This is a genomic window from Aureimonas phyllosphaerae (assembly GCF_047943035.1).
Lineage (GTDB): Bacteria > Pseudomonadota > Alphaproteobacteria > Rhizobiales > Rhizobiaceae > Aureimonas > Aureimonas phyllosphaerae.
Window position 1 is genome coordinate 2,321,074 of sequence record NZ_CP181348.1, and the last position, 23,716, is coordinate 2,344,789.

Genomic DNA, 23,716 nt, shown 5'->3' on the forward strand with positions numbered 1-23,716 from the left:
GCGGCGGATCACGCGAAACCTATGGCATTCGGCGCCGCGTGAGCCGATATGAACCCCATGCGCTTTCCGCCCCCGTTCCTCGACGAGATCCGTGCCCGCATTCCGATCTCGGACGTGATCGGCCGGCGCGTCGTCTGGGATCGCCGCAAGACGCAGTCATCGAAGGGCGACTGGTGGGCGTGCTGCCCCTTCCACGGCGAAAAGTCGCCCTCGTTCCACTGCGAGGACGTCAAGGGGCGCTACCACTGCTTCGGCTGCGGCGTGTCGGGCGACCATTTCCGCTTTCTCACCGAACTCGAGGGCATGAGCTTCCCCGAGGCCGTCGAGCGGCTGGCCGGCGAGGCGGGCCTGCCGATGCCCGCGCGCGATCGCGAGGAGGAGAAGCGCCAGGACGCCCAGGCGACGCTTCTCGACGCGCTGCGCCTGTCGGCCGAGTTCTTCCGGCAGACGCTTCAGGAGGCGGACGGCGCCAAGGCGCGCGCCTACCTGCGCGACCGGGGTCTCAATCCGGTCGTCCAAAAGACGTTCGGCATCGGTTACGCGCCCGACAGCCGCAACCGGCTGAAGGAGTTCCTCGCGGGCCGGGGCGTCGGCAAGGCCGAGATCGAGGGCGCCGGCATGGTGGTGCACGGCGAGGGGATCGCGGTCTCTTATGACCGGTTCCGCGATCGCGTGATGTTTCCGATCCTCGACGTCCGCGAGCGGCCAATCGCCTTCGGGGGGCGGGCGCTGGCCGCCGGCGTTCCCGCCAAGTACCTCAACTCGCCGGAGACCGACGTCTTTCACAAGGGGCAGGTGCTCTACAACCTCGCCTCCGCCCGGCGGGCGTCCAAGGGTTCGAACACGCTGATCGTGGCCGAAGGCTACATGGACGTGATCGCGTTGCACCAGGGCGGCTTCGAGAACGCGGTCGCCCCGCTCGGCACGGCACTGACCGAGCGCCAGCTCGACCTTCTCTGGCGCACGGTGCCCGAGCCGATCCTCTGCTTCGACGGCGACGCGGCGGGCCTGAAGGCGGCCAACCGCGCGGCGGAACTGGCGCTGCCTCTCCTGCGTCCCGGCCGCTCCCTGCGCTTCGCGCTTCTGCCGGAGGGCAAGGATCCCGACGATCTCCTGCGCGCATCGGGCCCGGAAGCGATGCGCGAGGTGCTCGACCGCGCCCGACCGCTCGCCGACCTCGTCTGGATGCGCGAGACCGGGGGCGGCAGCTTCGACACGCCCGAGCGCCGCGCCGAGCTGGAAGGCCGCCTGAAGGCGATGATGCGCCAGATCGGCGACGAGAGCGTGCGTCGCCATTACCTGCAGGACGTCGAGGAGCGTCTGGCCGGTTTCTTCGGCCCCGCGCCATCGCGCGGCGGCGGCGGGCGAGGGGACTGGAACAACCGGCGGCGCGAGGACGGACGCGGCGGCGGGGGTGGGGGCGCGCGCCGGAGCGCGGCGCCCGGGGCCGGTCGCCGGTCGCCGGTGTCGGACCGTCTGGCGCGCAGCGCGCTGCTCGGTGGCGGCGCGCGGGCGAGCGCCGCGCCGATGCGCGAGATGTCGATCCTCGTCGGCTTCGTGAACCACCCGCTACTCCTGCGCGAGGCGTTCGACTATTTCGCCGACCTCGAACTCACGAGCCCGGAGCTCGAGCGGCTTCGCTCGGCGGTGATCGACGTCTATGCCGACGGCCAGCCGCATTCGCGCGACGAAATCCTCGCCGAACTCGACCGGCGCATGCTGCTGGAGCCGTTCCAGGCCTGCGAGGCGAAGCTTCAGGCGGTGCGGCTGTGGAGTTTCCTGCCGCAGGCGGCACTGGAGGATGCGCGCGAGGCGGTGCGCCAGGCGCTGCACTTGCAGCACCGATACCTGTCACTACATAGGGAGCTCCGGGCGGCCGAGGCCGCGCTGGCGACCGACGGGGACGAGCTCGCGCATGCGCAGCTCGTCGAGATCCATCGGGAAATCAATAATTTGGCGGGAACCGAGGCGCTGATAGACGGGTTTGGACTGCTGTCTGGCCGGCCGGCCAAGGGTATCTGAAGTCCCGTCGGCGACCCCCGCGAGGTTGGGGCGCCGGCTCCACGAATTCATCCGCGATGCTTCAAACCCTTGACTTCGCGGCGGGAAAGACGAAACACGCATCGGCCGGACGCCGGCGCCCGTCGGATGCGGGCCCGGCCCATCCGCCGGTTGGACATGGTTTGGACCGATCGATCGGCCGCGCCCTTTCAGGGGTCATGGTTAATCGATCATTCACGGCCGGCGGTTAAGGCTGGCGGGAATGGGCGCGGGAGGCGCCGCTTTCCGCAAGCGACCGCGCCAGATGGAGACGAATGCACATGGCGACGAAAGTCAAGGAAGGCGAGGCCGCCGTCGAGGAGCGTCAGGAGACGCCTGACAGTCCTCTGCTGGACCTGTCGGACGACGCCGTCAAGAAGATGATCAAGGCCGCGAAGAAGCGCGGCTTCGTGTCGATGGACAAGCTGAACTCGGTTCTGTCCGCCGAGGACGTGACCTCCGAGCAGATCGAAGACCTCATGTCGATGCTGTCCGACATGGGCATCAACGTCGTCGAGGACGAGGAAGGCGAGAACGAGGAGGAGAAGGAGTCCGAGGAGTCTGGCTCGACCGAGGTCGCCGAAGCCACGACGGGCGCCGTCGCCACAACGACCAAGAAGGAAAGCTCGGACCGGACCGACGACCCGGTGCGCATGTACCTGCGCGAGATGGGCTCGGTCGAGCTTCTGTCCCGCGAGGGCGAGATCGCCATCGCCAAGCGCATCGAGGCCGGCCGCGAGACGATGATCGCGGGCCTCTGCGAGAGCCCGCTGACCTTCCAGGCCATCATCATCTGGCGCGAGGAACTCAACGAAGGCAACATCATGCTCCGCGAGGTCGTCGACCTCGAGGCGACCTATGCCGGACCGGAGGCCAAGATGCCGTCCGCGCCGGTCGAGGGCACCGAGGCGGGCGGCGTGCCGGCGCCGAACGGCGAGCTGCGTCCGGGCGAGGAGGAAGAGGACGACGAGGACGACCTCGAGAACTCGCTCTCGCTCGCCGCGATGGAGGCCGAGATCCGTCCGCAGGTCATGGAGACCTTCGACGCGATCGCCGAGAACTACAAGCGCCTGCGCAAGCTGCAGGACCAGCAGGTCGAGAACCGCCTCGCGGCTCAGGGCACGCTGTCGTCCTCGCAGGAGCGCTCCTATCGCAAGCTGAAGGAAGACCTCGTCGCCGCGGTGAAGGGCCTGTCCCTCAACCAGAACCGCATCGACGCGCTGGTCGCCCAGCTCTACGACATCAACAAGCGGCTCGTCGGCAACGAGGGTAAGCTCCTGCGCCTCGCGGAGAGCCATGGCGTGAAGCGCGACGAGTTCCTGCAGACCTACCAGGGGTCAGAGCTCGACCCGAACTGGACGCAGTCGATCGCCAACCTCTCGGGCAAGGGCTGGCTGAAGTTCGTCCAGAACGAGAAGGACGGCATCCGCAACCTCCGCCAGGAGATTCAGAACCTCGCCACCGAGACGGGCCTCGAGATCACCGAGTTCCGCCGCATCGTCCACATGGTGCAGAAGGGCGAGCGCGAGGCCCGGCAGGCCAAGAAGGAGATGGTCGAGGCGAACCTGCGCCTCGTGATCTCGATCGCCAAGAAGTACACCAACCGCGGCCTGCAGTTCCTGGACCTGATCCAGGAGGGCAACATCGGCCTGATGAAGGCCGTCGACAAGTTCGAGTACCGCCGCGGCTACAAGTTCTCGACCTATGCGACGTGGTGGATCCGGCAGGCCATCACCCGCTCGATCGCCGATCAGGCGCGCACGATCCGCATTCCGGTGCACATGATCGAGACGATCAACAAGATCGTGCGCACCTCGCGCCAGATGCTGCACGAGATCGGCCGCGAGCCGACTCCGGAAGAGCTGGCCGAGAAGCTGGCGATGCCGCTGGAGAAGGTCCGCAAGGTCCTCAAGATCGCCAAGGAGCCGATCTCGCTCGAAACGCCGGTGGGCGACGAGGAGGACTCGCACCTCGGCGACTTCATCGAGGACAAGAACGCGATCCTGCCGATCGACGCGGCAATCCAGGCGAACCTGCGCGAGACGACGACGCGCGTGCTCGCCTCGCTGACGCCCCGTGAGGAGCGCGTGCTGCGCATGCGCTTCGGCATCGGCATGAACACCGACCACACTCTGGAAGAGGTCGGCCAGCAGTTCTCGGTGACGCGCGAGCGTATCCGCCAGATCGAGGCCAAGGCGCTGCGCAAGCTCAAGCACCCCAGCCGCTCGCGCAAGCTGCGCTCGTTCCTCGATAGCTGAGCCGATCCGTATCGCGGGTTGGAGATTAGGGGCGCCTTCGGGCGCCCTTTTTCGTGTCCGGCGTCAGGCGGGGAGGGCGCCGTGGCTGGAGGCGACGCGGTCGGCCCGCGTGCGCCGCGACAGGAGCGCCGCCACCATCATCGCGCCGATCACCGTGACATGCTCGGTCGCGGTGTGGAAATGACCCACCGCCTCCGGTCCGGTCATGTTCCAGAAGTCGTGGACGAGGAGGATCGTCAGGCCTGTGAACGTCGCGAGCATGCCGGCGCCGAGCCAGGCCGCGCGATCGAGGACAACGAGTGCGGAGCCGAGAAGCTGAACGACGATCACGAGGACCGCGACCAGCGCCGGCGGCGAGAAGCCGAAATAGGCCATCTCGGCGGTCCCCGCCTCGAAGTCGGCCAGCTTCGCAAGGCCGCTGCCCCAGAAGCAGAAGGTCAGGATCAGCCGTGCGAGCGGCGGGAACCAGCGTGTGTCGAGAAGCCTTGCGATAGCGGTGGGCATGGGGTCGTGTCCCGGTCGGGCCGGCTCAACGGGGCCGGATCGCCACAGATCATAACAACCCCAGGTTTCAAGCGCACTGCCTGATTTCGTGGTCGAAGAAGCGCAGGAGATCCGCCTTCGGCATGGGCTTGGCGAGGTGGTAGCCCTGAAAGAGGGTGCAGCCGGCGGCCCGCGCCAGCAGCATCTGTCGCTCGGTCTCGATGCCTTCGGCAACGACCGACAGTCTCATCGAGTTCGCTAGGCTGGCGAGTGCCGAGACGAAGACGTTGTCGGTCTCGCTGTCGCCGAGGCGCGCGATGTAGCTCCGGTCGATCTTGATGCAGTCGACCGGCAGGTGGCGGAGGTAGTCGAAGCCGCTGAAGCCCGTGCCGAAATCGTCGAGCGCAATGCGGATGCCCATGTCGCGCAGGGCCTGCAGGCGGCGACAGATGTCCGGTGTCGTCTGGATTGCCGCCGACTCGGTGAGTTCGAGCGTCAGGCGGCTCGGCGCATGGCCGGTCTCGGCCAGCACCCGCGCCACCATATCGACGACGTCGTCGCGCTTCAGCTGGTTGGCCGAGACGTTGACGGAGATGCGCAGGTCGGGAAGCTCGCGCGCGTCCGACAGCGCTCGCCGCAGAACCCATTCGCCGAGTTGGTCGATCAGCGCGGTGCTTTCCGCGATCGGGATGAAACGGGCGGGCGAGATGTTGCCGCGCGACGGGCTCTGCCAGCGCAGAAGGGCTTCCACCGCGACGAGATTGCCGTCGAGGCCGCTGATCGGCTGGTAGTGGACGTCGAGTTCGTTGAGGAGGATCGCCGCCCGCAACTCGCGCTCGATCAGGCGACGATGCTTCAGCTCGGCCAGCATGTCGGCGTCGAAGACGGCGGTCTTGTTGCGCCCGGCGCTCTTGGCGGCGTAGAGCGCGACGTCGGCGAACTGCATGGCCTCCGACAGGTAGACCGTGCGCTCGGGCACCATCACGACGCCGAGGCTCGCCGACAGCGACAAGCGCCGCCCGCCTGCCATCACAGGCGTGTTGAGGGTCTGGCCGAACCGCTCGCCGAACGCCAGCGCCTCAGCCTCGTCGGCGCAGGGCAGCACGAAGGCGAACTCGTCGCCGCCGAGCCGTCCGGCGGTCACGCGCGGCGCGAGGCGCTTCAGCGTCGTCGCGATGTGGGACAGCGCGAAGTCGCCGGCGCGGTGGCCGAAGCTGTCGTTCAGGACCTTGAGGTTGTCCATGTCGAGCGCGAAGAAGGCGAGCGACGTGCCGCCGTCGCGGGCTTTCAACGCCTCGCCAGCCGCTTCGAGGAACGCCCGGCGCGTGAGGAGGCCGGTGATCTCGTCGATCACGTGGCGTTCGACCAAGGCTTCCTGCTCGCCGCGCACGCGTTCGAGTTCGAGATGCGTTCGATGGAGGTCGCGCCGCACGCGCCCGAGGACCAGAAAGGTCGCGATGCAGGCGACCAGCGAGATCGGGGCGATCCAAGGCGAGGTGAGGAGCAGGATCGCGCTGACGGCAAGCCAAACGGCAGCGAAGGCCGCGTGGGTGCGTTCGAGTTCGCGGACGACGGTGACCTGCTCGACCCAGAACGACTTGCTCATCTGCATACCGACTGCACCTGTAACCCTGGCGTACGGTATGGGATGTCCGTGAACGTATTGCGTCCGGCAATGGTGCGTTGCGGCGAAAAGCGCTCGTTCTCGCCGTATGCTGAATGCCGGATGAACACGCCGGACGGCGGCAATTCAGGAAGGCCGACTTATCTTGTCGGGCATGACGCGCCACGGAGCGCGCCCTATTCGACAGGAGACCTTTCCATGCTGTCCAGCTTCATCCGTTCCACCCTCGTCGCTGCGACGGTTCTCGGTTCGCTCGGCGCGGCCAGCGCTGCAAGCGCCGCGCCGCGCGATGCGGCCGGCGTGACGCTCGTCGACTATCGCGGCGAGCGGCACGACCGTTGGGAGCATCGCGGCCCGCGCCATGGCGAGCGCTGGGGCGACCGGGGCCCGCATCGGGGAGAGCGCTGGGGTGATCGCGGACCGCGCCGCGGCGAGTGCTCGCCGCGTCTTGCCCTGCGCAAGGCGCGCGACATGGGCGTGCGCGGCGCCGACGTGGTGCGGGTCAACAACCGCGCGGTGGTCGTCGCCGGCTACAAGCGCGGCTACCCGACCTCGCTGCGCTTCGCGCAGGACCGCGGCTGCCCGGTGATCGGTTACCGCTGACATCCGAAGGCTTCAAATGAAGAAGGGGCGGCTCTCGCGAGCCGCCCCTTCCTTATGTCCGGGGATGATCAGGGCTGGAGTTCGTAGACGATCCGGACCTGCGCCGAGATCGTGTTCTCGCCCGCCTCGACAGGAACCTTGGCGGCGCTGCTCGCCATCATCCGCATCTCGCCCATCGGCATGGGCGGGGGAAGAGGCACGAAGCCGGCCGCCGTGTCCTCGATCGAGACCACGCGGCCGAGCTTGAGCCCCGCGGCCTCCGCGAGCGCGGTGGCGCTGGAGCGCGCGCGGACGACGGCGTCGCGCCGGGCAGCATCGCGCAGCGACGCGTCATCCTCGATCTGGAAGGAGATCGAGCCACCCTCGTTGACGCCGAGCTGAACGGCGCGGTCGAGGAGTTCGCCGAGCTTGGCGATATCGCGCACCTTGACCGACAACGTGTTGCGCACCTCGTATCCAGTGAGGACGGGGGGCGCCTGCGTGCCGTCGGAACGGTTGTCGTAGCGATACTGCGGCGAAATCTGGAAGCCTGAGGTCTGCAGGTCGCGGGACTCGACGCCGAACGAGGGCATCGCGGCGCGCACGGCGTCCATCGCCGTGTTGACCTGCCCCAGCGCATCCGCGGCCGTCGCGGCCGAGCGCATGACGGTCAGCTGCGTGACCGCGAGGTCGGGCGCGCCCCTGGCCAGTCCTTCGCCGGAAACGCTGACGCGCGCGGGCGGCGGGGCCGGGGGCGGCGGCGCATCCTGTGCCAGGACGGGCGAGGCGAATGCGAGGGCGGCGCCCAGCGCAAGAGGGGCGAACAGGCGGACTGCGGACAAGGCCGATTCTCCGTTGGATGTCTGACGCTCGTCTTGTGGGGCGCGAATGCGGCGAAAGGCCAGCCGTTCAGGCTTCGACCGGCCACTGCCGCAGTTCGGTCCGGCCGTCGTTGGCCGCGAAGGCGTTGAGGAGTGCGGTGTGGCGATAGAGCGGGTTGCCGGTGACCTCGCGTCCCACCCAATCGGGGATCGAGAAGACCTCGTCGGGATCGCCGAGCTCGACTTCGGCCCAGACGAGGCCGGCCAACGGACCGCGGAAGACGTCGACCTCCCAGAGATGCCCCTCGTGAGGAACCTCGAAACGGTCCTTCTCGATGATCTGGCCGGTGCAGACCCCACCCAACATCTCTTCGGCATCGGCGACCGGGATCTCGTACTCGAACTCGCTGCGGCAGATGCCCGAGCGCGCGCCCTTCACCGTCAGCCATGCCGTCTCGCCGTCGCGGCGCACCCGGACCTTGCCGTTGGCGCCCTGGCTGACCAGTCCGTCCCGAAGGGTCCTGACGCGCACCGCGCGGCCGCGCCAGGCATTGCCGATCACAAGAAACTTGCGCTCGATTTCGACGGCCATGAAGCCTCTTCACGCGATGCGGGACGCCCGTCGGCGGCCCGCAGATTCCGACCGGCGGCTCCCATGTCACCAAACGGGGCGGAAAGCAATTGTCCGCGTTATCGACCGGGGCAGCCCGACCCGAAGGTTCACGCGCCCCAGCCGACGACCCCCTTGATCTCCAGGAACTCGTCCAGCCCGAACTCGGCATATTCGCGTCCGTTCCCGGACTGCTTGTATCCGCCGAACGGCGCGCCCGCGTCCCAGGCGGGATAGTTGAGGTAGACGTTGCCGGTGCGCATGCGCCGCGCGAAGGCGCGCGCCCGCTCCGGGTCGGCCGACTGGACGTAGGACGCGAGCCCGTAGACCGTGTCGTTGGCAAGCTCGGCCGCTTCGTCCTCGGTCTCGTAGGAGAGGATCGACAGGACCGGGCCGAAGATCTCCTCGTGGGCGATGGTCATGTCGGGCCTGACGTCCGCGAAGACGGTCGGGCGCACGAAGTAGCCGCGATTGAGGCCGTCGGGCCGGCCGGGACCGCCGGCCACGAGCCGCGCACCCTCCCGGATGCCCGTCTCGATGAGCCCTTGAATCTTGTCGTACTGGACCTGGCTGACGACCGGGCCGAGCTGGGTCGAAGCGGCGTCGGCCGGGCCCACCTTGAACGCGTCGGCCGCCCGCGCAGCGATCGCGGCCGCCTCATCGTGACGATCGGCGGGTACGAACATGCGCGTCGGCGCGTTGCAGCTCTGGCCGGAATTGCCGAAGCAGCCCTGCACGCCCTTGGCGACGGCGGTCTCGAGGTCGACGTCGGGCAGGAGGACGTTGGCCGACTTGCCGCCGAGCTCCTGATGGACCCGCTTGATCGTGTCGGCGGCGCCTTTGGCGACCAAGATGCCGGCCCGCGTCGAGCCGGTGAAGGACATCATGTCGATGCCGGGATGGCGCGACATGGCTTCGCCGACCCCCGGCCCGTCGCCGTTGACGAGGTTGAAGACGCCCCGCGGCAGGCCGGCCTCGTCGCAGATCTCGGCGAAGAGGAGGCCGCTCATCGGCGCGATCTCTGACGGCTTCAGCACCATCGTGCAGCCGGCGGCGAGCGCCGGCGCGACCTTGCACATGATCTGGTTCATCGGCCAGTTCCACGGCGTGATCATGCCGACGACGCCGATCGGCTCGCGCGCGATCAGCGTCGTGCCGCGCATCTCCTCGAAGTGGTAGGTCTCCAGCGTCTCGATCATCTTGGCGAGATGGGCGGTGCCGATCCCGGCCTGACTGTTGAGCGCGAAGGGCAGGGGCGCGCCCATCTCGCGGCTGATCGCCTCGGCCATCTCCGGAAGGCGCGCCTTGTAGACCTCGAGAAGGTGGCGCATCAGGGCGAGGCGTTCCTCGCGGGTGGTCTGCGAATAGGACCGGAACGCGCGGCGGGCGGCCGCCACCGCACGGTCGACGTCCGCAGCACCGCCCAGTGCGATCTCGGCGAAGGCTTCCTCGGTGGACGGGTCGATCACCGGGAGGCGGGCGTCGGTCGCGGGCGCCACCCAGGCACCGTCGATGTAGAACTGCAGGGCGTGGTTCATCTCGGTCCCTCCCGAACGCGCGTCGGTAAAGGTGTAGAACCCCGCACGCTCCATGGTCCAGCCGGCTGCGGCGGCGGAACGCGGAAATCCTCGCCCGGGCTTCGGCCCGGACGGGGAGAGGGGACGCCGAGAGAATAGGGTTCAGCGGCGATGGCGGCGGGCGAGATCCACGAGGATCGCGATGAGCACCACGAGGCCGACGATCACGCGCTGCCAGAAGCCGGACACATTGAGAAGGACGGTGCCGTTGGCAAGCATCGCCAGAAGCAGGGCACCGAGCGCCGTGCCGACGATCGTGCCCTGGCCGCCGCGAAGGCTCGTGCCGCCGATGATCGCGGCCGTGATCGCCTGCAGCATCCAACCTTCACCGACGGACGGCTGGCCGGCATCCATGCGGCTCGCATAGAGCATGCCGGCCATGGCGGCGAACATGCCGGCGAGGCCGTAGACGAGGAGCTCGACCCGGCGGATGCGGATGCCGACCAGCACCGCGGCGTCGCGATTGCCGCCGATCGCGAAGATGTTGCGGCCGAACTTGGTGTTGCGCAGCACCCAGATCAGGATCGCCGCCGAGACGAGGAAGAACCAGACCGGCACCGGCAGGCCGAGAAGCTCGCCCTGACCGAAGACGCGGAAGCCGGCCCCGAGCGGGCGGATCGGGTAACCCTCGGTGATGACGAGCGTCATGCCCGCGAAGATCTCGCCCGACGCCAGCGTCACGATGAACGGGTTGAGCTTGAGATAGGCGATGAAGAAGCCGTTCACGAGACCGAGGCAGAGGCCGAACAGGCAGGCGAGCGGGATCACCAGCCAGGGATGGACGCCGAGCGAGGTCAGCATCAGCGAGCCGACGATCGCCGAGAGACCGGCGGCCGCGCCGACCGACAGGTCGATGCCGCCAAGAAGGAGCACCAGCGTCTGGCCGAGCGCCACGAGGCCGACGAAGGCGGCGGCGCGCGCCACGACCGTCAGGTTGTAGGCCGACAGGAAGTTCGGCGCGGCGATCGACAGGATGATGGCAAACAGCCCCAGCGCGATCAGGATGCCGCTCGCCTCCCAGCCCTTGAAGCGGGACCAGAGGGAGGGGGCGGCGGCGGAGCGGGCCCGCGCGGGAGACCCAAGAGCGGTGTTGGTCATGGCTCGGGTTGCCTTTCGGTCGGGAGACGGGCGGTCGACAAGCGGCGCTGGCGTCGCGCCTTCAGCTCATGGCGAGACGCAGCAGCGATTCCTGCGTCATGTCCTCGGTGCGCGGGGTGCCCTTCACGCGGCCCTCGTGCATGACGAGGATGCGGTCGGAGACGTTCAGCACCTCCTCCAGCTCGGAGGAGATGTAGACGATCGACAGGCCCGCCGCCGTCAGGCTGTCGAGGACGCCCTGGATCTCGGATTTCGCGGCGACGTCGATGCCGCGCGTCGGCTCGTCGAGGATCAGGATCTTCGCGTTCTTGGCGAGCCAGCGGCCGAGAATGACCTTCTGCTGGTTGCCGCCCGACAGGGAAGTGATCGGGTCCGACGCCGATCCGATCTTGATGCGCAGGCGGTCGACGTAATCGTCGACCGTGCGCGCCATGCCGCGGAAGTCCATCCAGGCCGGACCACGGAAGCGGTCGAGCGTCGCGATCGTCAGGTTCTCGGCGATCGAGAGGAGCGGGAAGATACCCTCCTGCTTGCGCTCCTCCGGCAGATAGACGAGGCCGCGCTGGATGGCGTCGGCGGGGTCCGTCACCGGGCGCGCGTCGCCGAAGATCTCGACCGATCCGGCCTTTGCCCGCGTCAGACCGAAGATGCACTTGGCCACCTCGGTGCGCCCGGCTCCGACGAGGCCGGAGACGCCCAGCACCTCGCCCTCGTGAAGCTCGAACGACACGTCCTCGAACTCGCCGGGGCGGGACAGGCCCGACACTCTCAGGACCACCGGACGGTCCTCCAAGCGACGCGGCGCATGCGTGGACAAAGCGACCTCGCGGCCCGCCATCAGCGCGACCATCTCGTGCTTGGACGTGCGCTTCGGGTCGAGCTCGCCGACATAGGCCCCGTCGCGCAGGACCGAGACGCGGTCGGACAGGTCGAGGATCTCGTCGAGGCGGTGCGAGATGTAGAAGGCCGAGCCGCCGGTCTCGCGGAAGCGTCGGATGAAGGCATAGAGCTTTTCGGTCTCGCGCGTCGTCAGCGCAGCGGTCGGCTCGTCGAAGATCAGGATGCGCGCCTTGGTGGCGACGGCGCGGGCGATCTGCACCAGCTGCTGCTGCGCCTTGGACAATTCGCCCGCGCGGGCGTCGCCTGCGATCGTGTCGTCGACGGCATGGAGGTGCGTGAGGGCTTCCTCGCGCGTCGCTCGCCAATCGATCGCCGGCCCGCGCGTGATCTCGGCGCCGAGCATGATGTTCTCGGTGACGGTAAGGGCCGGAACGAGATTGATCTCCTGCGGCGCGATGGCGATGCCCGCGCTTTGCGCCTCGCCGGGCGAATGGAACTGCACCGCGGCGCCGCCGACGAGAAGCTCGCCGGCGGTCGGGCGGAGCCGGCCGCAGATGATGTTCATCAGCGTCGACTTGCCAGCGCCGTTCTCGCCGATGATCGCGTGGACCTCGCCGGGGCGGATCGAGACGGAAACGCCCCTCAGGGCATGCACGACGCCGAAGCTCTTCGATACGTTTCTCGCCTCGAAGGCGGTGGCCATCGCGTCCATGTCAGCCTCTCCCTCGACCGGAACGAAAGGGGAGCCGGCGGACCGGCTCCCCGACCTCGCCTTTAGAGCTGGTCCTTGGTGATGAAGCGCGAGCCCGTGTTGTGGTCCATCGGGATCGTGTGGTTCTGGTTCATCGCGACCATGTACTTCACGGCCCAGTAGCCGATGTCCCACTGGCGCTGCGCCTTCAGCGCCGTGATGACGCCTTCCTTCACGAAGTCGACGGCCTCCGGCAGGTCGTCCATGCCGACCACCGCCACCGTGCCCGCCTTGCCGGCGTTCTGGACGGCGCGGGCGATGCCGATCGGGTTCGAGGCGTTGCAGCCGAAGAAGCCCTTGATGTTGGGATGGGCCTGGAGCGCGTTCTCGGTGAGCGAGACGGCTTCCTCCAGCACGTCGTTGTCGGGCTGCTCGAAGACGATCTTGACGTTCGGATAGGCTTCCAGCGCTTTCTTGAAGCCCTTGATGCGCTCGACGTGGTCGGTCGCGGTCAGGGAGCCGGAAAGGATGCCCACCTCGCCCTCGCCGCCGATGTGGTCGGCGAGATACTTGCCGAGGTCGAAGCCGTCGCCGTAGCTGTCCTTCTGGCCGACGAAGGCGAAGTCGGGCGAGCAGAAGGAGTTGAAGGTGATCGTGTTGACGCCGGCTTCCTTGGCTTCGGTCAGGAGCTGGACATTGGTCGCCTGATCGAGACAGGCGACGGCCAGACCATCGGGCGCGCGGCCGATATTGGCCTCGATGCGCTGGTTCTGGTCGGCGACGTCAGCCTGCGGGGGCTGGTCCCAGATCATGTTGATCTTGATGCCCTGCTTGGCGAACTCGTCCACCGCGTACTGGCCACCCTGGCGCACCACGTCGTACCACGGGTGGATCACCTTCGGGATGAAGACGAAGGTCAGTTCCTTGTCGATCGGCTTGATGAGGTCTTCCTGCCCCTCGGCCGAGGCCGGCAGGACCGCGCCCATCAGCGCGGAGCCGAGAACGAGGGCGGACCAGAATCCCTTGCGCATGTCGTCTTCCTCCCGAAAGGGGCGCCTCCCGCCCCGGACCCCAGCGGCTGAGAGCCGCCGGACGCGCCGTCTTCCCCGGCGCGCCTATCCCTTTCGATCTCGCGCACTTTCCGCCAACCGTCAATACATTTGATCTTCATAAAATCATTTTGTGCAACGCGTCGTCGAAATCGGAGGGGCTAGTTTATCAGAAGCAGCTCCCTGTGGTGGTGGAGGCCTTTCCTTCCAGCGCCACGTCCGCGCCAATCACTCCAAGCCATAGACATTTGCACTTTACAAAAAACAAAGTTGCACGATACACCTTACCAGAGGCGCAAGGAATGCGCCGTTTCCCAAGCTCGGATGGATCGTGATGAAAGCTGCCCTCCTGCGCGCTCCCAACGACGTCCTGTTCGGTGATGTCGCGGATCCGACCCCCGAGCGCGGTGATCTCGTTCTCAAGGTTCGCGCCGCCACGATCTGCGGCACCGACATCCGCATCGTCTCGGGCCGCAAGACCATGGGCGTGCGCTACCCCTCGGTGCTCGGCCACGAGTTCTCCGGGGAGATCGTCGACGCCGGGGGCTCGTCGCGCTTCCGGGCGGGGGACGCCGTCTGCGTCGATCCGGCGATCGCCTGCGGACACTGCGCCTACTGCAAGCGCGGGCTCGAGAACGTCTGCGAGAACCTGACCGCGATCGGCTACGAGGTCGACGGCGCCTTCGCCGAATACATCCGCATCCCCGGCCGGGCGCTGGAGACGGGCAATGTCTTCGCGATGCCCGACGGCGTCTCGTTCGAGGAGGCGGCGCTCGCCGAGCCGCTCGCCTGCGTCATCAACGGTCAGGAGAAGGTCGGCGTCGAGCGCGGCGACGTGGTGGCCATCCTTGGCTCCGGCCCGATCGGTCTCCTCCACGTCAAGGTCGCGCGGCTGTCCGGCGCGCGGCGCATCATCGTGTCAGAGCCGAACCCGGCGCGCCGCGAGGCGGCGCTGCGGGCGGGCGCCGACGTCGTGGTCGATCCGGTCAACGAGGACCTGAAGGCGATCGTGCGGGGCGAATCGGGCGGCATCGGCGCCGACGTCGTGATCGTGGCGATTGGCGTGCCCTCGCTCGCCAACGACGCGCTCAGTCTCGCCCGCCTGCGCGGACGCGTCTCGCTGTTCGCCGGCTTCAACAAGGGCGAGATGGCGCCGCTCGACGTCAACGCCATCCACTACAACGAGCTGATCGTGACCGGCTCCTTCGGCCTGACGCGCCTTCAGTTCGAGAAGTCGCTGAACCTCATCGCGTCGGGACAGCTTGATACCAAGCCGTTCCTGACGCATCGTTTCGCCCTACCGGCGATCGGCGAGGCGCTGGAGACCGCCGCCCGAGGCGATGCCATCAAGGTCGCCATCGTATCCTGATCATGAGCACTGCTACCTCCCCCGCACGCCACTTCCCGGTCGTCATCATCGGCGCGGGGATCAACGGCATCGGCACGTTCCGCGACCTCAGCCTGCAGGGGGTCGACTGCCTGCTGATCGATCGCGGCGACTTCTGCTCGGGTGCGAGCGAATCGTCCTCGCGCCTGATGCACGGGGGCCTGAAGTATCTGGAGACGGGCGAGTTCCGGCTGGTGCGACAGTCGGCGGAGGAGCGCAACATCCTCCTGCGCAACGCGCCGCATTTCGTGACGCCGCTGGAGACCGCGCTTCCCGTGCGCTCCTGGTTCGGCGGCATCGTGCCCTCGATCAAACGCTTCCTTGGCCTCAAGGCCAAGCTCAACGATCGCGGCGCCATCATCACCAAGCTCGGCCTGACGATGTACGACGCGTTCGGCCGGCGCTTCCGCACCATGCCGGTGCATCGCTTCATTGGCGGACGCCGCGCCCGCGCCGAACTGAAGGGCCTCGATCCTGCGATCACCGCGGTCGGCCTCTACTACGAGGCCCGGCTCGACCATGCCGAACGGCTTGGCCTCGAACTCGTGCTCGATGCCCTGAAGGACAATCCGGGCAGCGAAGCGCGCAGCTACACGAAGGTGCGCTCGGCGGCCGGCGGCGCGATCGAGATCGAGGACGTCCTGACCGGCGCGCGCGAGTGGGTTCGCGGCGACGTCGTGGTGAATGCCGGGGGCGCGTGGATCGACGGCGTCAACGCGGCGCTGGGCCTCAACACGCGCCACATGGGCGGCACCAAGGGTAGCCACGTCGTGGTGGATCACCCCGAGCTTCTGGCCGCGCTCGGCGGCCGCATGGTCTATTTCGGCTCGGCCGACGGCCGGGTGAACCTCCTCTATCCCTTCAAGGGACGCGTCCTGATCGGCTCGACCGACATTCCCGTCGCCCATCCGGACGAGGCGAGGGTGAGCGAGGAAGAGATCGCCTACATGATCGGCGTCGTCGCCGAGGTGTTCCCCAAGATCGTCATCCGGCGCGACGACGTCGTCTACGCCTTCTGCGGGGTGCGCCCGCTTCCCAATGCCGATGTCGACGATCCCGGCGCGATCAGCCGCGACCACTCGATCGCCGAGGAGCGGTTGCCGGGCACCGACGTGCCGGTTCTCTCGCTGATCGGCGGCAAGTGGACGACCTATCGCGGGTTTTCCGAGGAGGTCACGGACCGCATCCTGCCGCGCCTCGGGCGAGCGCGCCGGGCCTCGACGGCGGCGCTTCCGATCGGCGGCGGCACGGCGTTCCCGAAGGACGCGGCCGGACGCCAGCGGCTCGTGCGCGAACTCGCCGAGACGGCGGGCGGGCCGGAGGCGGTCGGGGAACGTCTCCTTCGCCGTTACGGCACGCGGGCCCGCCCGATCGCCGAGGCGATCCGCGCGTCGGACGGACGCACGCTCAACGCCGCGCCCGATCACCACGTCGCCGAGATCGCCTGGATCGCGGCGAACGAGCAGGTCCGCACCGCGGACGACATCCTGCGCCGGCGCACCGACCTCGCCCTGTCGGGCCGGGTGACGCCGGTCCTCAGCGACGAGGTCGAGGCGATCCGCCTCGCCGCGGCCTGACATTCACACGCCCCGCCGGATCGGGAAGGGGTCCGTCATCTTCTGGGAGGAACGCGCGATGCGCTACGACTACGCTTCGATCGGCTTCTACACGTTCGACTGCCTCGGCCGCCCCGTGGGTGCCATCCCGCCGGGCGGCGGCACGCAGTTCATCGAGGAGATCGATCTGGCCGTTTCCGGCGCGGCGGGCGCGGCGGTGATCGCGGCGGCCAAGCACGGGCTGAACTGCCTTGCGGTCGGCGCGGTCGGCGACGACCTGATGGCCGGTTGGGTAATGGACCGGCTCACGAGCTTCGGCGTCGACATCTCGACGATGCAGCGGCTCAAGGGCGTGGGCACCTCGACCTCGATCGTCCTGACGCGCGCCGACGGATCGCGTCCGGCGCTTCACATGAAGGGCGCGACCGGTGCCTTCGTGATCACGCCCGACATGTGGGACAAGGTGCTCGACGCCACGGTCGTCCATCTCGGCGGCGTCGGGCTGATGGACCGCATGGACGGGGCCCCAAGCGCCGAACTCTTTGCCGAGGCGAAGCGCCGCGGCGCAATCACGACGGTCGACGTCTTCGCGGCAGCCGAGAAGGATCTCGATAACGTCGTCGGCCTCCTGCCTCACACGGACTATTTCCTGCCCTCGATCGAGGAGGCGCGCGTGCTGTCGGGGCTGGAGGACGTCGAGGACGTCGCGCGCTTCTTCCTCGACAAGGGCGTGACCTGCTGCATCCTGACGCTCGGCGAGAACGGCGCCTACTATCGCCATTCCAACGGCGACCGCTTCCTGATGCCGGCCTTCGATATCGAGATGATCTGCTCCTGCGGCTGCGGCGACGCGTTCAACGCCGGCATCGCGACCGGCCTCGTGCGGGGCATGGACCCCGAATCCATGGTACGGTTCGCGCAGGCGACCTCGGCGCAGAACGCGCTCGGGCTCGGCAGCCAGGCGGGCGTCACCTCCTTCGACCAGACGCTGGCCTTCACGAGGCGCGCGACGCGCCCCCCGACGATCGCGGTGCACGGCGCCGCCCGGACGGCGGCGTGAGCCGCCCGGTCGCCCGCGTCTCCGACCTCGAGCGCTGAGCGATGGCCTGGCGCGCGCGCGGTGGCCCGGCGGGACTGTCCGGACCCGCCGGCGAAGGGCTAAACCCGAGGGAGACGATTTCCTCGGGCGAAAGGCTGGCCGTGTCCTCCACCGACAGCGACGACATCAGGGCGCGGGCCGCCTGGCTCTACTACATGGAAGGGCTGACGCAGGATCAGGTCGCCAAGATCCTCGGGCTGACCCGCACGCGCGTCCTGCGCATGCTGGCGGCCGCGCGCGAGGACGGCACGGTCCAGATCCGCGTGACCTCGCCGATCGCCCGATGCGCACGGCTCGAGCGCGAGGTGCGCGCCCGCTTCGACATGGAGCGCGTCGTGGTCGTGCCGGACCCGCAGGACGAGGCGCAGCTGCCCTCGATGATCGGCGCGGCGCTCGGCCAGCTCCTGCCCGATCTTCTGGCCGACGGCATGACGATCGGCCTCGGCTGGGGGCGCACGCTCTCCTCGTCGCTCCCCTTCGTCGAGCCGCTGGTCTACGCCCGGTCCACCACGATCTCGATGCTTGGCGGCCTGACCCATGTCAGCCTGTCCAATCCGTCGGAATTCGCCTGGCGCTTCGCCGACCGGATCGGCGGCGATTGCTACATGCTGGCTTGCCCGGTCTTCGCGCCGGACGGGGCGACGCGAGATGCGCTCCTCAACCACCGCGGGATCGCCGAGGTGTTCCGGCGGACCGATCGTCTCGACCTTGCAATCCTGTCGGTCGGCGACTTCACGCGCGACTCGATCTTCGTCCGCTACGGCCTTCTGGAGCGCGCCGACCTCGACAGTCTGGAGCGGGCCGGGGCTGTCGGCGACGTCCTGTGCCGCTTCATTGACGCCGAGGGGCGGGTGCTCGACCATTCCGTCAACGACCGGGTGCTCGCCGTCGATCCGCGCCGCCTCGCGGATGCCCGGCGCACGGTCCTGGCGAGCGGCGGCTGGTCGAAGTTTCCCGCGATCCGCGCGGCCATGACGCTTCTGTCGCCCGAAATCCTCGTGACCGACGAGCGCACGGCCGAGCGGCTGCTCGACGGCTGAAAAATGCGCTCCGGGCCATCTATGAACTCTTGTCTTCATGAGAAGACAAATGTACCTATGCTTCCCAAGGGAGGAACAGCGATGACGATTCTTCAGGTTGGCCTCGCGGCCGAACTCCAGGCCTACGCCGACAAGAACGGTCCGGTGACCGTCGGCCTCGCCGGTTCGGGCCAGATGGGCACCGACATGGTGGTGCAGCTGACCCTGATGCCGGGCGTTCGGCTGGGGGCCCTGTCGGAGCTGAACATCACGGGCGCGGAAGCCGCACTGCGCATGGCGGGCACCGACTTCGTCCACGCCGCCGGCACCAGCGACATCGACCGCGCGATCGAGGGCGGCAAGGTCGCGCTGACCGAGGACTACAAGGCGCTCTGCTCGTCCGGCCATATCGACGTCATCATCGACGCCACCGGCAATCCGAACGTCGGCACGCTGATCGCGCTGGAGGCCTTCCGCAACGGCAAGCATGTCGTCATGCTGAACGTCGAGGCCGACATTACGATCGGCCGCTTCCTGCGCGAGGAGGCCGCCAAGGCCGGCGTCGTCTACACCGGCGCGGCAGGCGACGAGCCGGCCGCCACGGTCGAGATCATCGGCTTCGCCCAGTCGCTCGGCTTCGACATCGTCTGCGCCGGCAAGGGCAAGAACAATCCCTTAAAGTTCGACGCGACGCCGGACGCCTACGAGGAGGAGGCCCGGCAGCGCAACATGAACGCGCGCATGCTGGTCGAGTTCGTGGACGGCTCCAAGACCATGATCGAGATGGTCGCCGTCGCCAACGCCACGGGGCTCGTGCCGGACGTTCCGGGCATGCACGGGCCCGCAGCCACGCGCGACGAACTGGCCTCGGTGCTCTGCACCAAGGAGGACGGCGGCGTCCTGTCGGGCACCGGCAAGGTCGACTACTCCATCGGCAAGGGCGTCGCGCCCGGCGTCTTCTGCATCGTGAAGCCCCGCCACGACCGCGTGCTGGAGCGCATGAGCGATCTGAAGATGGGCCCCGGCCCGAACTACACGATCTTCCGCCCCTATCACCTGACCTCGCTCGAAGTGCCGCTGTCGGCCGTGCGTGCGGTGGTGAAGGGCGCGCCGGACCTCATCCCGGCCGACCGTCCGGTCGCCGAGTGCGTGACGCTCGCCAAGCGCGATCTGAACCCCGGCGATACGCTCGGCAAGATCGGCGAGTACGACTACCGCGGCTTCGCCATGACCTGGGAAGGCGCGCGCAACGAGGGCGCCCTGCCGCTCGGCCTTGCGGAGCGGGCTCGCGTCATCAAGCCGATCAGGGCCGGCGAGAAGCTGACCTATGCCAACTGCGAGCCGGACGACAGCCTGGTGATCACCCAGATCCGCCGTCGTCTCGACCAGGCCGACGGGCGCTTCGCCGCCGCGGCCGAGTAACCGGATCAGGAGAGACAGGCCATGTCCGCCATGCCCGAGGTTTCCGAGGTCGCCGACGCGGCGGCTCCGTCGCAGGGCCCGCGCGAGGGGGACAACCGTCCCTTCGCGTTCCGCCACTTCGAGCCGGCGGTGCTCCGGGATGCGCTGCGCCAGATGCATCTCATCCGCCGCTTCGAGGAAGGGGCGGAGGAGAGCTACATGCGCGGCCTCATCCACGGCACGATGCACCTGTCCATCGGACAGGAAGCCTCGGCGGTCGGCACGTGCCTCGCCCTGACCGATACCGACCAGATCACCTCCACCCACCGCGGTCACGGTCATTGCATCGCCAAGGGTGCCGAGGTCGGCCGGATGTTCGCCGAGTTCTTCGGCAAGGAAACCGGCTACTGCCGCGGTCGCGGCGGCTCCATGCACATCGCCGACGTCACCAAGGGGAACCTCGGCGCCAACGGCATCGTCGGCGGCGGCTTGCCGATCGCGGTCGGCGCAGCGCTGTCCATGAAGATGCAGAAGCGCGCCGACGTCGTCGTTTCCTTCTTCGGCGACGGCGCCAACAACGAGGGCGCCTTCCACGAAGCGCTCAACATGGCCTCGATCTGGAAGCTGCCGGTCGTGTTCGTGTGCGAGAACAACAAGTACGGCATGTCGGTCTCGACCGAGCGCTCGACCGCCGTGAAGAACATCGCCGAGCGCGCCGTGGCCTATTCCATGCCGGGCGTCACGGTCGACGGCAACTCGCTGTCCGACGTCGCGGAGGCTTCCGTCGCCGCGATCGAGCGGGCGCGCCGGGGCGAGGGGCCGACCCTCATCGAGTGCAAGACCTACCGTCATCGCGGCCATTCCAAGAGCGACCGCAACCGCTACCGCACCAAGGAGGAGATCGACGACTGGATCTCCAAGGACCCGATCGGCCGCTTCGAGGCTGAGCTGATCCAGTACGGCATCGTGTCGGAAGGCGACGTGGAAGAGATCCGCGCCGGCGTCGAGCGCGATATCGCCGAGGGCATCGAGTTTGCAAAGAACTCGCCGTCGCCCGACCCGTCCGACGCGACGCGTTTCGTCTACACGGCCTGAACGGCTGAAGCAGCCGACCCCGAGGATTGTTCCGATGAGCGAACTTGCGAACGCGGCTGGCGGCCGCGAGCTTTCCTATGCCCAGGCGATCCAGGAAGCGATCGCCATCGCCATGGAGGAGGACCCCCGCGTCTTCATCATGGGCGAGGACATCGGCGTCTACGGCGGCGCCTTCCAGGTGACGGGCGACCTCGTTCACCGCTTCGGCGCCGATCGCGTGATCGACACGCCGATCGCCGAACTCGGCGGCGCGGGCGTCGCGGTCGGCGCGGCGCTCACCGGCATGAAGCCGATCTACGAGTTCCAGTTCTCGGACTTCGCGACGCTCGCGATGGAGCAGATCGTCAACCAGGCGGCCAAGCTCCGCTTCATGCTCGGCGGCAACGTCTCGGTGCCGCTGGTCATGCGCTTTCCCGCGGGCTCCGGCACGGGCGCGGCGGCCCAGCACTCCCAGAGCCTCGAGGCTTGGCTCGGCCACGTGCCCGGCCTGAAGGTCCTGCAGCCCTCGACCCCGCACGACGCCAAGGGCATGCTGCTGGCCGCGATCGACGATCCCGATCCGGTGATGATCTTCGAGCACAAGATCCTCTACAAGTCCAAGGGCATCGTGCCGGAAGGCCGCTACACCGTGCCGATCGGCAAGGCGGCGGTGGTGCGTGAAGGTAAGGATCTTACGATCGTCGCCTCGGCTATCATGGTCCACAAGGCGCTGTCGGCGGCCGAGGAACTGGCCAAGGACGGCATCGATGTCGAGGTCGTCGACCTTCGCACCGTGCGCCCGATGGACCGCGAGACCATCATGAAGAGCGTGATGAAGACCGGGCGCCTCGTCTGCGTCTACGAGGGCGTGAAAACGCTCGGCGTCGGCGCCGAGATCGCCGCGATGATCGCCGAGAGCGATGCGTTCGACTATCTCGATGCGCCGATCGTGCGCCTCGGCGGCGCGGAGTCGCCGATCCCCTACAATCCCGAGCTGGAAAAGGCGGTCGTGCCGCAGGTTCCCGACATCGTCTCGGCCGTGCGCGCACTCCACAAGAGGGAGCGTTGAGGCCATGCCGACCGAAGTGATCCTGCCCAAGGTCGACATGGACATGGCGACCGGCCAGATCTCGCGCTGGTTCTACAAGGAAGGCGACGCGATCAAGAAGGGCGAGCCGCTCTTCGAGATCGAGACCGACAAGGCGGCCATGGAAGTGGACGCGCCGGCGAGCGGGACGCTGCGCAACGTGACCGGCGCGGAAGGCGTCGACATCGCGGTCGGCGCGCCCGTCGCCTGGATCTACGCCGAGGGCGAGGCCTATGACGCCGCCGCGGCCGGCGGCTCGGTCGAGACCAAGGTCGAGCCCGATCCCGACGTCGAAACCGATTCCAAGCCCGCACCGGCCGAGGCGGTCCCCGCGGTCGCGCAGGCTGCACGGCCCGAGGACGCGAAACAGGGGGCCGAGGGCGAGCGCCGCGGCGTGCGTGCGACGCCGCTTGCCCGCCGGATCGCGCGCGAACGCGGGATCGATCTTGCGACCGTGACCGGCAGCGGGCCGCTCGGTCGCATCGGGCGCGACGACGTGGAAGCGGCGGCTGCCGCCAGGTCCGAGGTCAAGGCGCCGCAGCCTGCGGTCGCCGCGTCGAAGCCCGACGGCGTCGGAACGGCACAGCCGGCATTTTCCTGCACCCCGAAGACAGCCCCTGCCGCACGGGCCCCGGCGCCGGCGAACGATACGGCCACCCCGCTCGCCGTCACGCGTCTGCGCGAGGGTGAGGGCGTTCCCATCGTCCTCATCCACGGGTTCGGATCGGAGACGGCAAGCTGGCGTCCGCTGCTCGGCGAGATGACCGGGGGCAACCCGGTGCTCGGCATCGACCTGCCCGGTCACGGCGCGTCGCTCGACCAGGAGGCGGACGGGTTCGACGCGCTGGTGTCGGGCGTCGAGGAGACGCTGATCGCGTTGGGGGTGACGAGCTGCCATCTCGTCGGCCATTCGCTCGGCGGCGCCGTCGCCACCTCGGTTGCCAGCGGCACGGCGACCGACGTGCGCTCGCTGATGCTCCTGTCGCCGGCCGGCTTCGGCCCCGACATCGACACCGGCTTCACCGAAGGCTTCGCCCGCGCGACCGCCGAGGCACCGGTGCGCACCTGGCTGCGCCATCTCGTCGCCGACGCGGGTGCCATCTCCGACGGTTTCGTGCGGGCGACCGCGCGCGGACGGGCAGATGGCCGGCAGGCGGACGCGCAGACCCGGCTCGGCACGCACCTGTTCTCGAACGGCGCGCAGCATGTCTCGGTGCGCGACCTCCTCCCGCATCTCGCCATGCCGGTGAAGATCGTCGCCGGCACCGAGGACCGCGTAGTCCCGGTGCGCCATTTCGCCGGGCTGCCGGGGCGGATCGCCTTGCATGTTTTCCCAAGGACGGGACATATGCCGCAGATCGAGCAGAAGGGCGAAGTCGCCCGCCTGCTTCACGAGCTGACACGCTAGTCCGTCGTCCGG

19 protein-coding genes are annotated in these 23,716 nt (G+C 68.4%); 11 read left to right on the forward strand and 8 right to left on the reverse strand.

All coding sequences use genetic code 11. The annotated features are described in order from the left end of the window. The first annotated feature begins 57 nt into the window (after positions 1–57). A complete protein-coding gene (gene dnaG / locus ACLNGM_RS10955) occupies positions 58–2,022 on the forward strand; it encodes a DNA primase (protein ID WP_416358361.1) in 1,965 nt (654 codons plus the stop codon). A gap of 299 nt (positions 2,023–2,321) precedes the next feature. Further along, on the forward strand, positions 2,322–4,298 hold the full coding sequence (gene rpoD / locus ACLNGM_RS10960) for an RNA polymerase sigma factor RpoD (RefSeq protein ID WP_416358362.1): 1,977 nt from the start codon (positions 2,322–2,324) through the stop codon (positions 4,296–4,298). Between the two features lie 63 nt (positions 4,299–4,361). Here rpoD and ACLNGM_RS10965 read toward each other — a convergent pair whose 3' ends face one another. Then, entirely contained in the window at positions 4,362–4,802 is a 441-nt protein-coding gene (locus tag ACLNGM_RS10965; protein ID WP_416358363.1) for a DoxX family protein, read from the reverse strand. Positions 4,803–4,869: 67 nt separating this feature from the next. Continuing rightward, positions 4,870–6,387, reverse strand: a complete 1,518-nt coding sequence (locus ACLNGM_RS10970) for a putative bifunctional diguanylate cyclase/phosphodiesterase (protein WP_416358364.1) — start codon at positions 6,385–6,387, stop codon at positions 4,870–4,872. Positions 6,388–6,603: 216 nt separating this feature from the next. On the opposite strand from ACLNGM_RS10970, the gene ACLNGM_RS10975 reads away from it, so the two are divergent. Next, complete coding sequence (locus ACLNGM_RS10975) at positions 6,604–7,008, forward strand: hypothetical protein (RefSeq protein WP_090960921.1); 405 nt, start codon at positions 6,604–6,606, stop codon at positions 7,006–7,008. Positions 7,009–7,076: 68 nt separating this feature from the next. Here ACLNGM_RS10975 and ACLNGM_RS10980 read toward each other — a convergent pair whose 3' ends face one another. From ACLNGM_RS10980 to ACLNGM_RS11005, 6 genes are all read right to left on the reverse strand, one after another. After that, a complete protein-coding gene (locus ACLNGM_RS10980; protein ID WP_416358365.1) occupies positions 7,077–7,829 on the reverse strand; it encodes an SIMPL domain-containing protein in 753 nt (250 codons plus the stop codon). A gap of 67 nt (positions 7,830–7,896) precedes the next feature. After that, positions 7,897–8,400, reverse strand: a complete 504-nt coding sequence (locus ACLNGM_RS10985) for a CYTH domain-containing protein (RefSeq protein WP_090960917.1) — start codon at positions 8,398–8,400, stop codon at positions 7,897–7,899. Positions 8,401–8,528: 128 nt separating this feature from the next. Continuing rightward, on the reverse strand, positions 8,529–9,956 hold the full coding sequence (locus tag ACLNGM_RS10990; RefSeq protein ID WP_416358366.1) for an aldehyde dehydrogenase family protein: 1,428 nt from the start codon (positions 9,954–9,956) through the stop codon (positions 8,529–8,531). Between the two features lie 141 nt (positions 9,957–10,097). Next, positions 10,098–11,093 carry an ABC transporter permease gene (locus ACLNGM_RS10995; RefSeq protein ID WP_090960911.1) on the reverse strand — a complete coding sequence of 332 codons (996 nt, stop codon included), beginning with the start codon at positions 11,091–11,093 and terminating at the stop codon, positions 10,098–10,100. A 61-nt stretch (positions 11,094–11,154) separates the two neighbouring features. Next, positions 11,155–12,645: a sugar ABC transporter ATP-binding protein gene (locus ACLNGM_RS11000; RefSeq protein ID WP_416358367.1), complete on the reverse strand. Its 1,491-nt coding sequence runs from the start codon at positions 12,643–12,645 to the stop codon at positions 11,155–11,157. A 62-nt stretch (positions 12,646–12,707) separates the two neighbouring features. Then, on the reverse strand, positions 12,708–13,655 hold the full coding sequence (locus tag ACLNGM_RS11005) for a substrate-binding domain-containing protein (protein WP_416358368.1): 948 nt from the start codon (positions 13,653–13,655) through the stop codon (positions 12,708–12,710). A 352-nt stretch (positions 13,656–14,007) separates the two neighbouring features. On the opposite strand from ACLNGM_RS11005, the gene ACLNGM_RS11010 reads away from it, so the two are divergent. From ACLNGM_RS11010 to ACLNGM_RS11045, 8 genes are all read left to right on the forward strand, one after another. Then, the gene (locus ACLNGM_RS11010) at positions 14,008–15,042 is read left to right on the forward strand and encodes a zinc-dependent dehydrogenase (RefSeq protein WP_416358369.1); all 1,035 of its coding nucleotides are present in this window, start codon (positions 14,008–14,010) and stop codon (positions 15,040–15,042) included. Positions 15,043–15,044: 2 nt separating this feature from the next. Then, positions 15,045–16,637 (forward strand): glycerol-3-phosphate dehydrogenase/oxidase, encoded by a 1,593-nt coding sequence (locus tag ACLNGM_RS11015; RefSeq protein ID WP_416358370.1) that lies wholly within the window; start codon positions 15,045–15,047, stop codon positions 16,635–16,637. A gap of 58 nt (positions 16,638–16,695) precedes the next feature. Further along, positions 16,696–17,676, forward strand: coding sequence for a carbohydrate kinase family protein (locus ACLNGM_RS11020; protein ID WP_416358371.1), 981 nt, complete (start codon positions 16,696–16,698; stop codon positions 17,674–17,676). 140 nt (positions 17,677–17,816) lie between these two features. Then, positions 17,817–18,755 carry a sugar-binding transcriptional regulator gene (locus tag ACLNGM_RS11025; RefSeq protein ID WP_416358372.1) on the forward strand — a complete coding sequence of 313 codons (939 nt, stop codon included), beginning with the start codon at positions 17,817–17,819 and terminating at the stop codon, positions 18,753–18,755. Between the two features lie 81 nt (positions 18,756–18,836). Continuing rightward, positions 18,837–20,156, forward strand: a complete 1,320-nt coding sequence (locus ACLNGM_RS11030; protein ID WP_416354947.1) for an NAD(P)H-dependent oxidoreductase — start codon at positions 18,837–18,839, stop codon at positions 20,154–20,156. Positions 20,157–20,186: 30 nt separating this feature from the next. Further along, positions 20,187–21,230 carry a thiamine pyrophosphate-dependent dehydrogenase E1 component subunit alpha gene (locus tag ACLNGM_RS11035; RefSeq protein ID WP_416358429.1) on the forward strand — a complete coding sequence of 348 codons (1,044 nt, stop codon included), beginning with the start codon at positions 20,187–20,189 and terminating at the stop codon, positions 21,228–21,230. A gap of 34 nt (positions 21,231–21,264) precedes the next feature. Then, on the forward strand, positions 21,265–22,278 hold the full coding sequence (locus tag ACLNGM_RS11040) for an alpha-ketoacid dehydrogenase subunit beta (protein WP_416354948.1): 1,014 nt from the start codon (positions 21,265–21,267) through the stop codon (positions 22,276–22,278). 4 nt (positions 22,279–22,282) lie between these two features. Further along, positions 22,283–23,704, forward strand: coding sequence for an acetoin dehydrogenase dihydrolipoyllysine-residue acetyltransferase subunit (locus tag ACLNGM_RS11045; RefSeq protein WP_416354949.1), 1,422 nt, complete (start codon positions 22,283–22,285; stop codon positions 23,702–23,704). Positions 23,705–23,716: the final 12 nt, after the last annotated feature.

Bases quoted from the DNA above. Each gene is read 5' to 3' on its own strand.
- dnaG (WP_416358361.1), top strand. From the start codon at position 58: ATGCGCTTTCCGCCCCCGTTCCTCGACGAGATCCGTGCCCGCATTCCG.
- rpoD (WP_416358362.1), top strand. From the start codon at position 2,322: ATGGCGACGAAAGTCAAGGAAGGCGAGGCCGCCGTCGAGGAGCGTCAG.
- ACLNGM_RS10965 (WP_416358363.1), bottom strand. From the start codon at position 4,802: ATGCCCACCGCTATCGCAAGGCTTCTCGACACACGCTGGTTCCCGCCG.
- ACLNGM_RS10970 (WP_416358364.1), bottom strand. From the start codon at position 6,387: ATGAGCAAGTCGTTCTGGGTCGAGCAGGTCACCGTCGTCCGCGAACTC.
- ACLNGM_RS10975 (WP_090960921.1), top strand. From the start codon at position 6,604: ATGCTGTCCAGCTTCATCCGTTCCACCCTCGTCGCTGCGACGGTTCTC.
- ACLNGM_RS10985 (WP_090960917.1), bottom strand. From the start codon at position 8,400: ATGGCCGTCGAAATCGAGCGCAAGTTTCTTGTGATCGGCAATGCCTGG.
- ACLNGM_RS10990 (WP_416358366.1), bottom strand. From the start codon at position 9,956: ATGAACCACGCCCTGCAGTTCTACATCGACGGTGCCTGGGTGGCGCCC.
- ACLNGM_RS10995 (WP_090960911.1), bottom strand. From the start codon at position 11,093: ATGACCAACACCGCTCTTGGGTCTCCCGCGCGGGCCCGCTCCGCCGCC.
- ACLNGM_RS11000 (WP_416358367.1), bottom strand. From the start codon at position 12,645: ATGGACGCGATGGCCACCGCCTTCGAGGCGAGAAACGTATCGAAGAGC.
- ACLNGM_RS11005 (WP_416358368.1), bottom strand. From the start codon at position 13,655: ATGCGCAAGGGATTCTGGTCCGCCCTCGTTCTCGGCTCCGCGCTGATG.
- ACLNGM_RS11010 (WP_416358369.1), top strand. From the start codon at position 14,008: ATGAAAGCTGCCCTCCTGCGCGCTCCCAACGACGTCCTGTTCGGTGAT.
- ACLNGM_RS11015 (WP_416358370.1), top strand. From the start codon at position 15,045: ATGAGCACTGCTACCTCCCCCGCACGCCACTTCCCGGTCGTCATCATC.
- ACLNGM_RS11020 (WP_416358371.1), top strand. From the start codon at position 16,696: ATGCGCTACGACTACGCTTCGATCGGCTTCTACACGTTCGACTGCCTC.
- ACLNGM_RS11030 (WP_416354947.1), top strand. From the start codon at position 18,837: ATGACGATTCTTCAGGTTGGCCTCGCGGCCGAACTCCAGGCCTACGCC.
- ACLNGM_RS11035 (WP_416358429.1), top strand. From the start codon at position 20,187: ATGCCCGAGGTTTCCGAGGTCGCCGACGCGGCGGCTCCGTCGCAGGGC.
- ACLNGM_RS11040 (WP_416354948.1), top strand. From the start codon at position 21,265: ATGAGCGAACTTGCGAACGCGGCTGGCGGCCGCGAGCTTTCCTATGCC.
- ACLNGM_RS11045 (WP_416354949.1), top strand. From the start codon at position 22,283: ATGCCGACCGAAGTGATCCTGCCCAAGGTCGACATGGACATGGCGACC.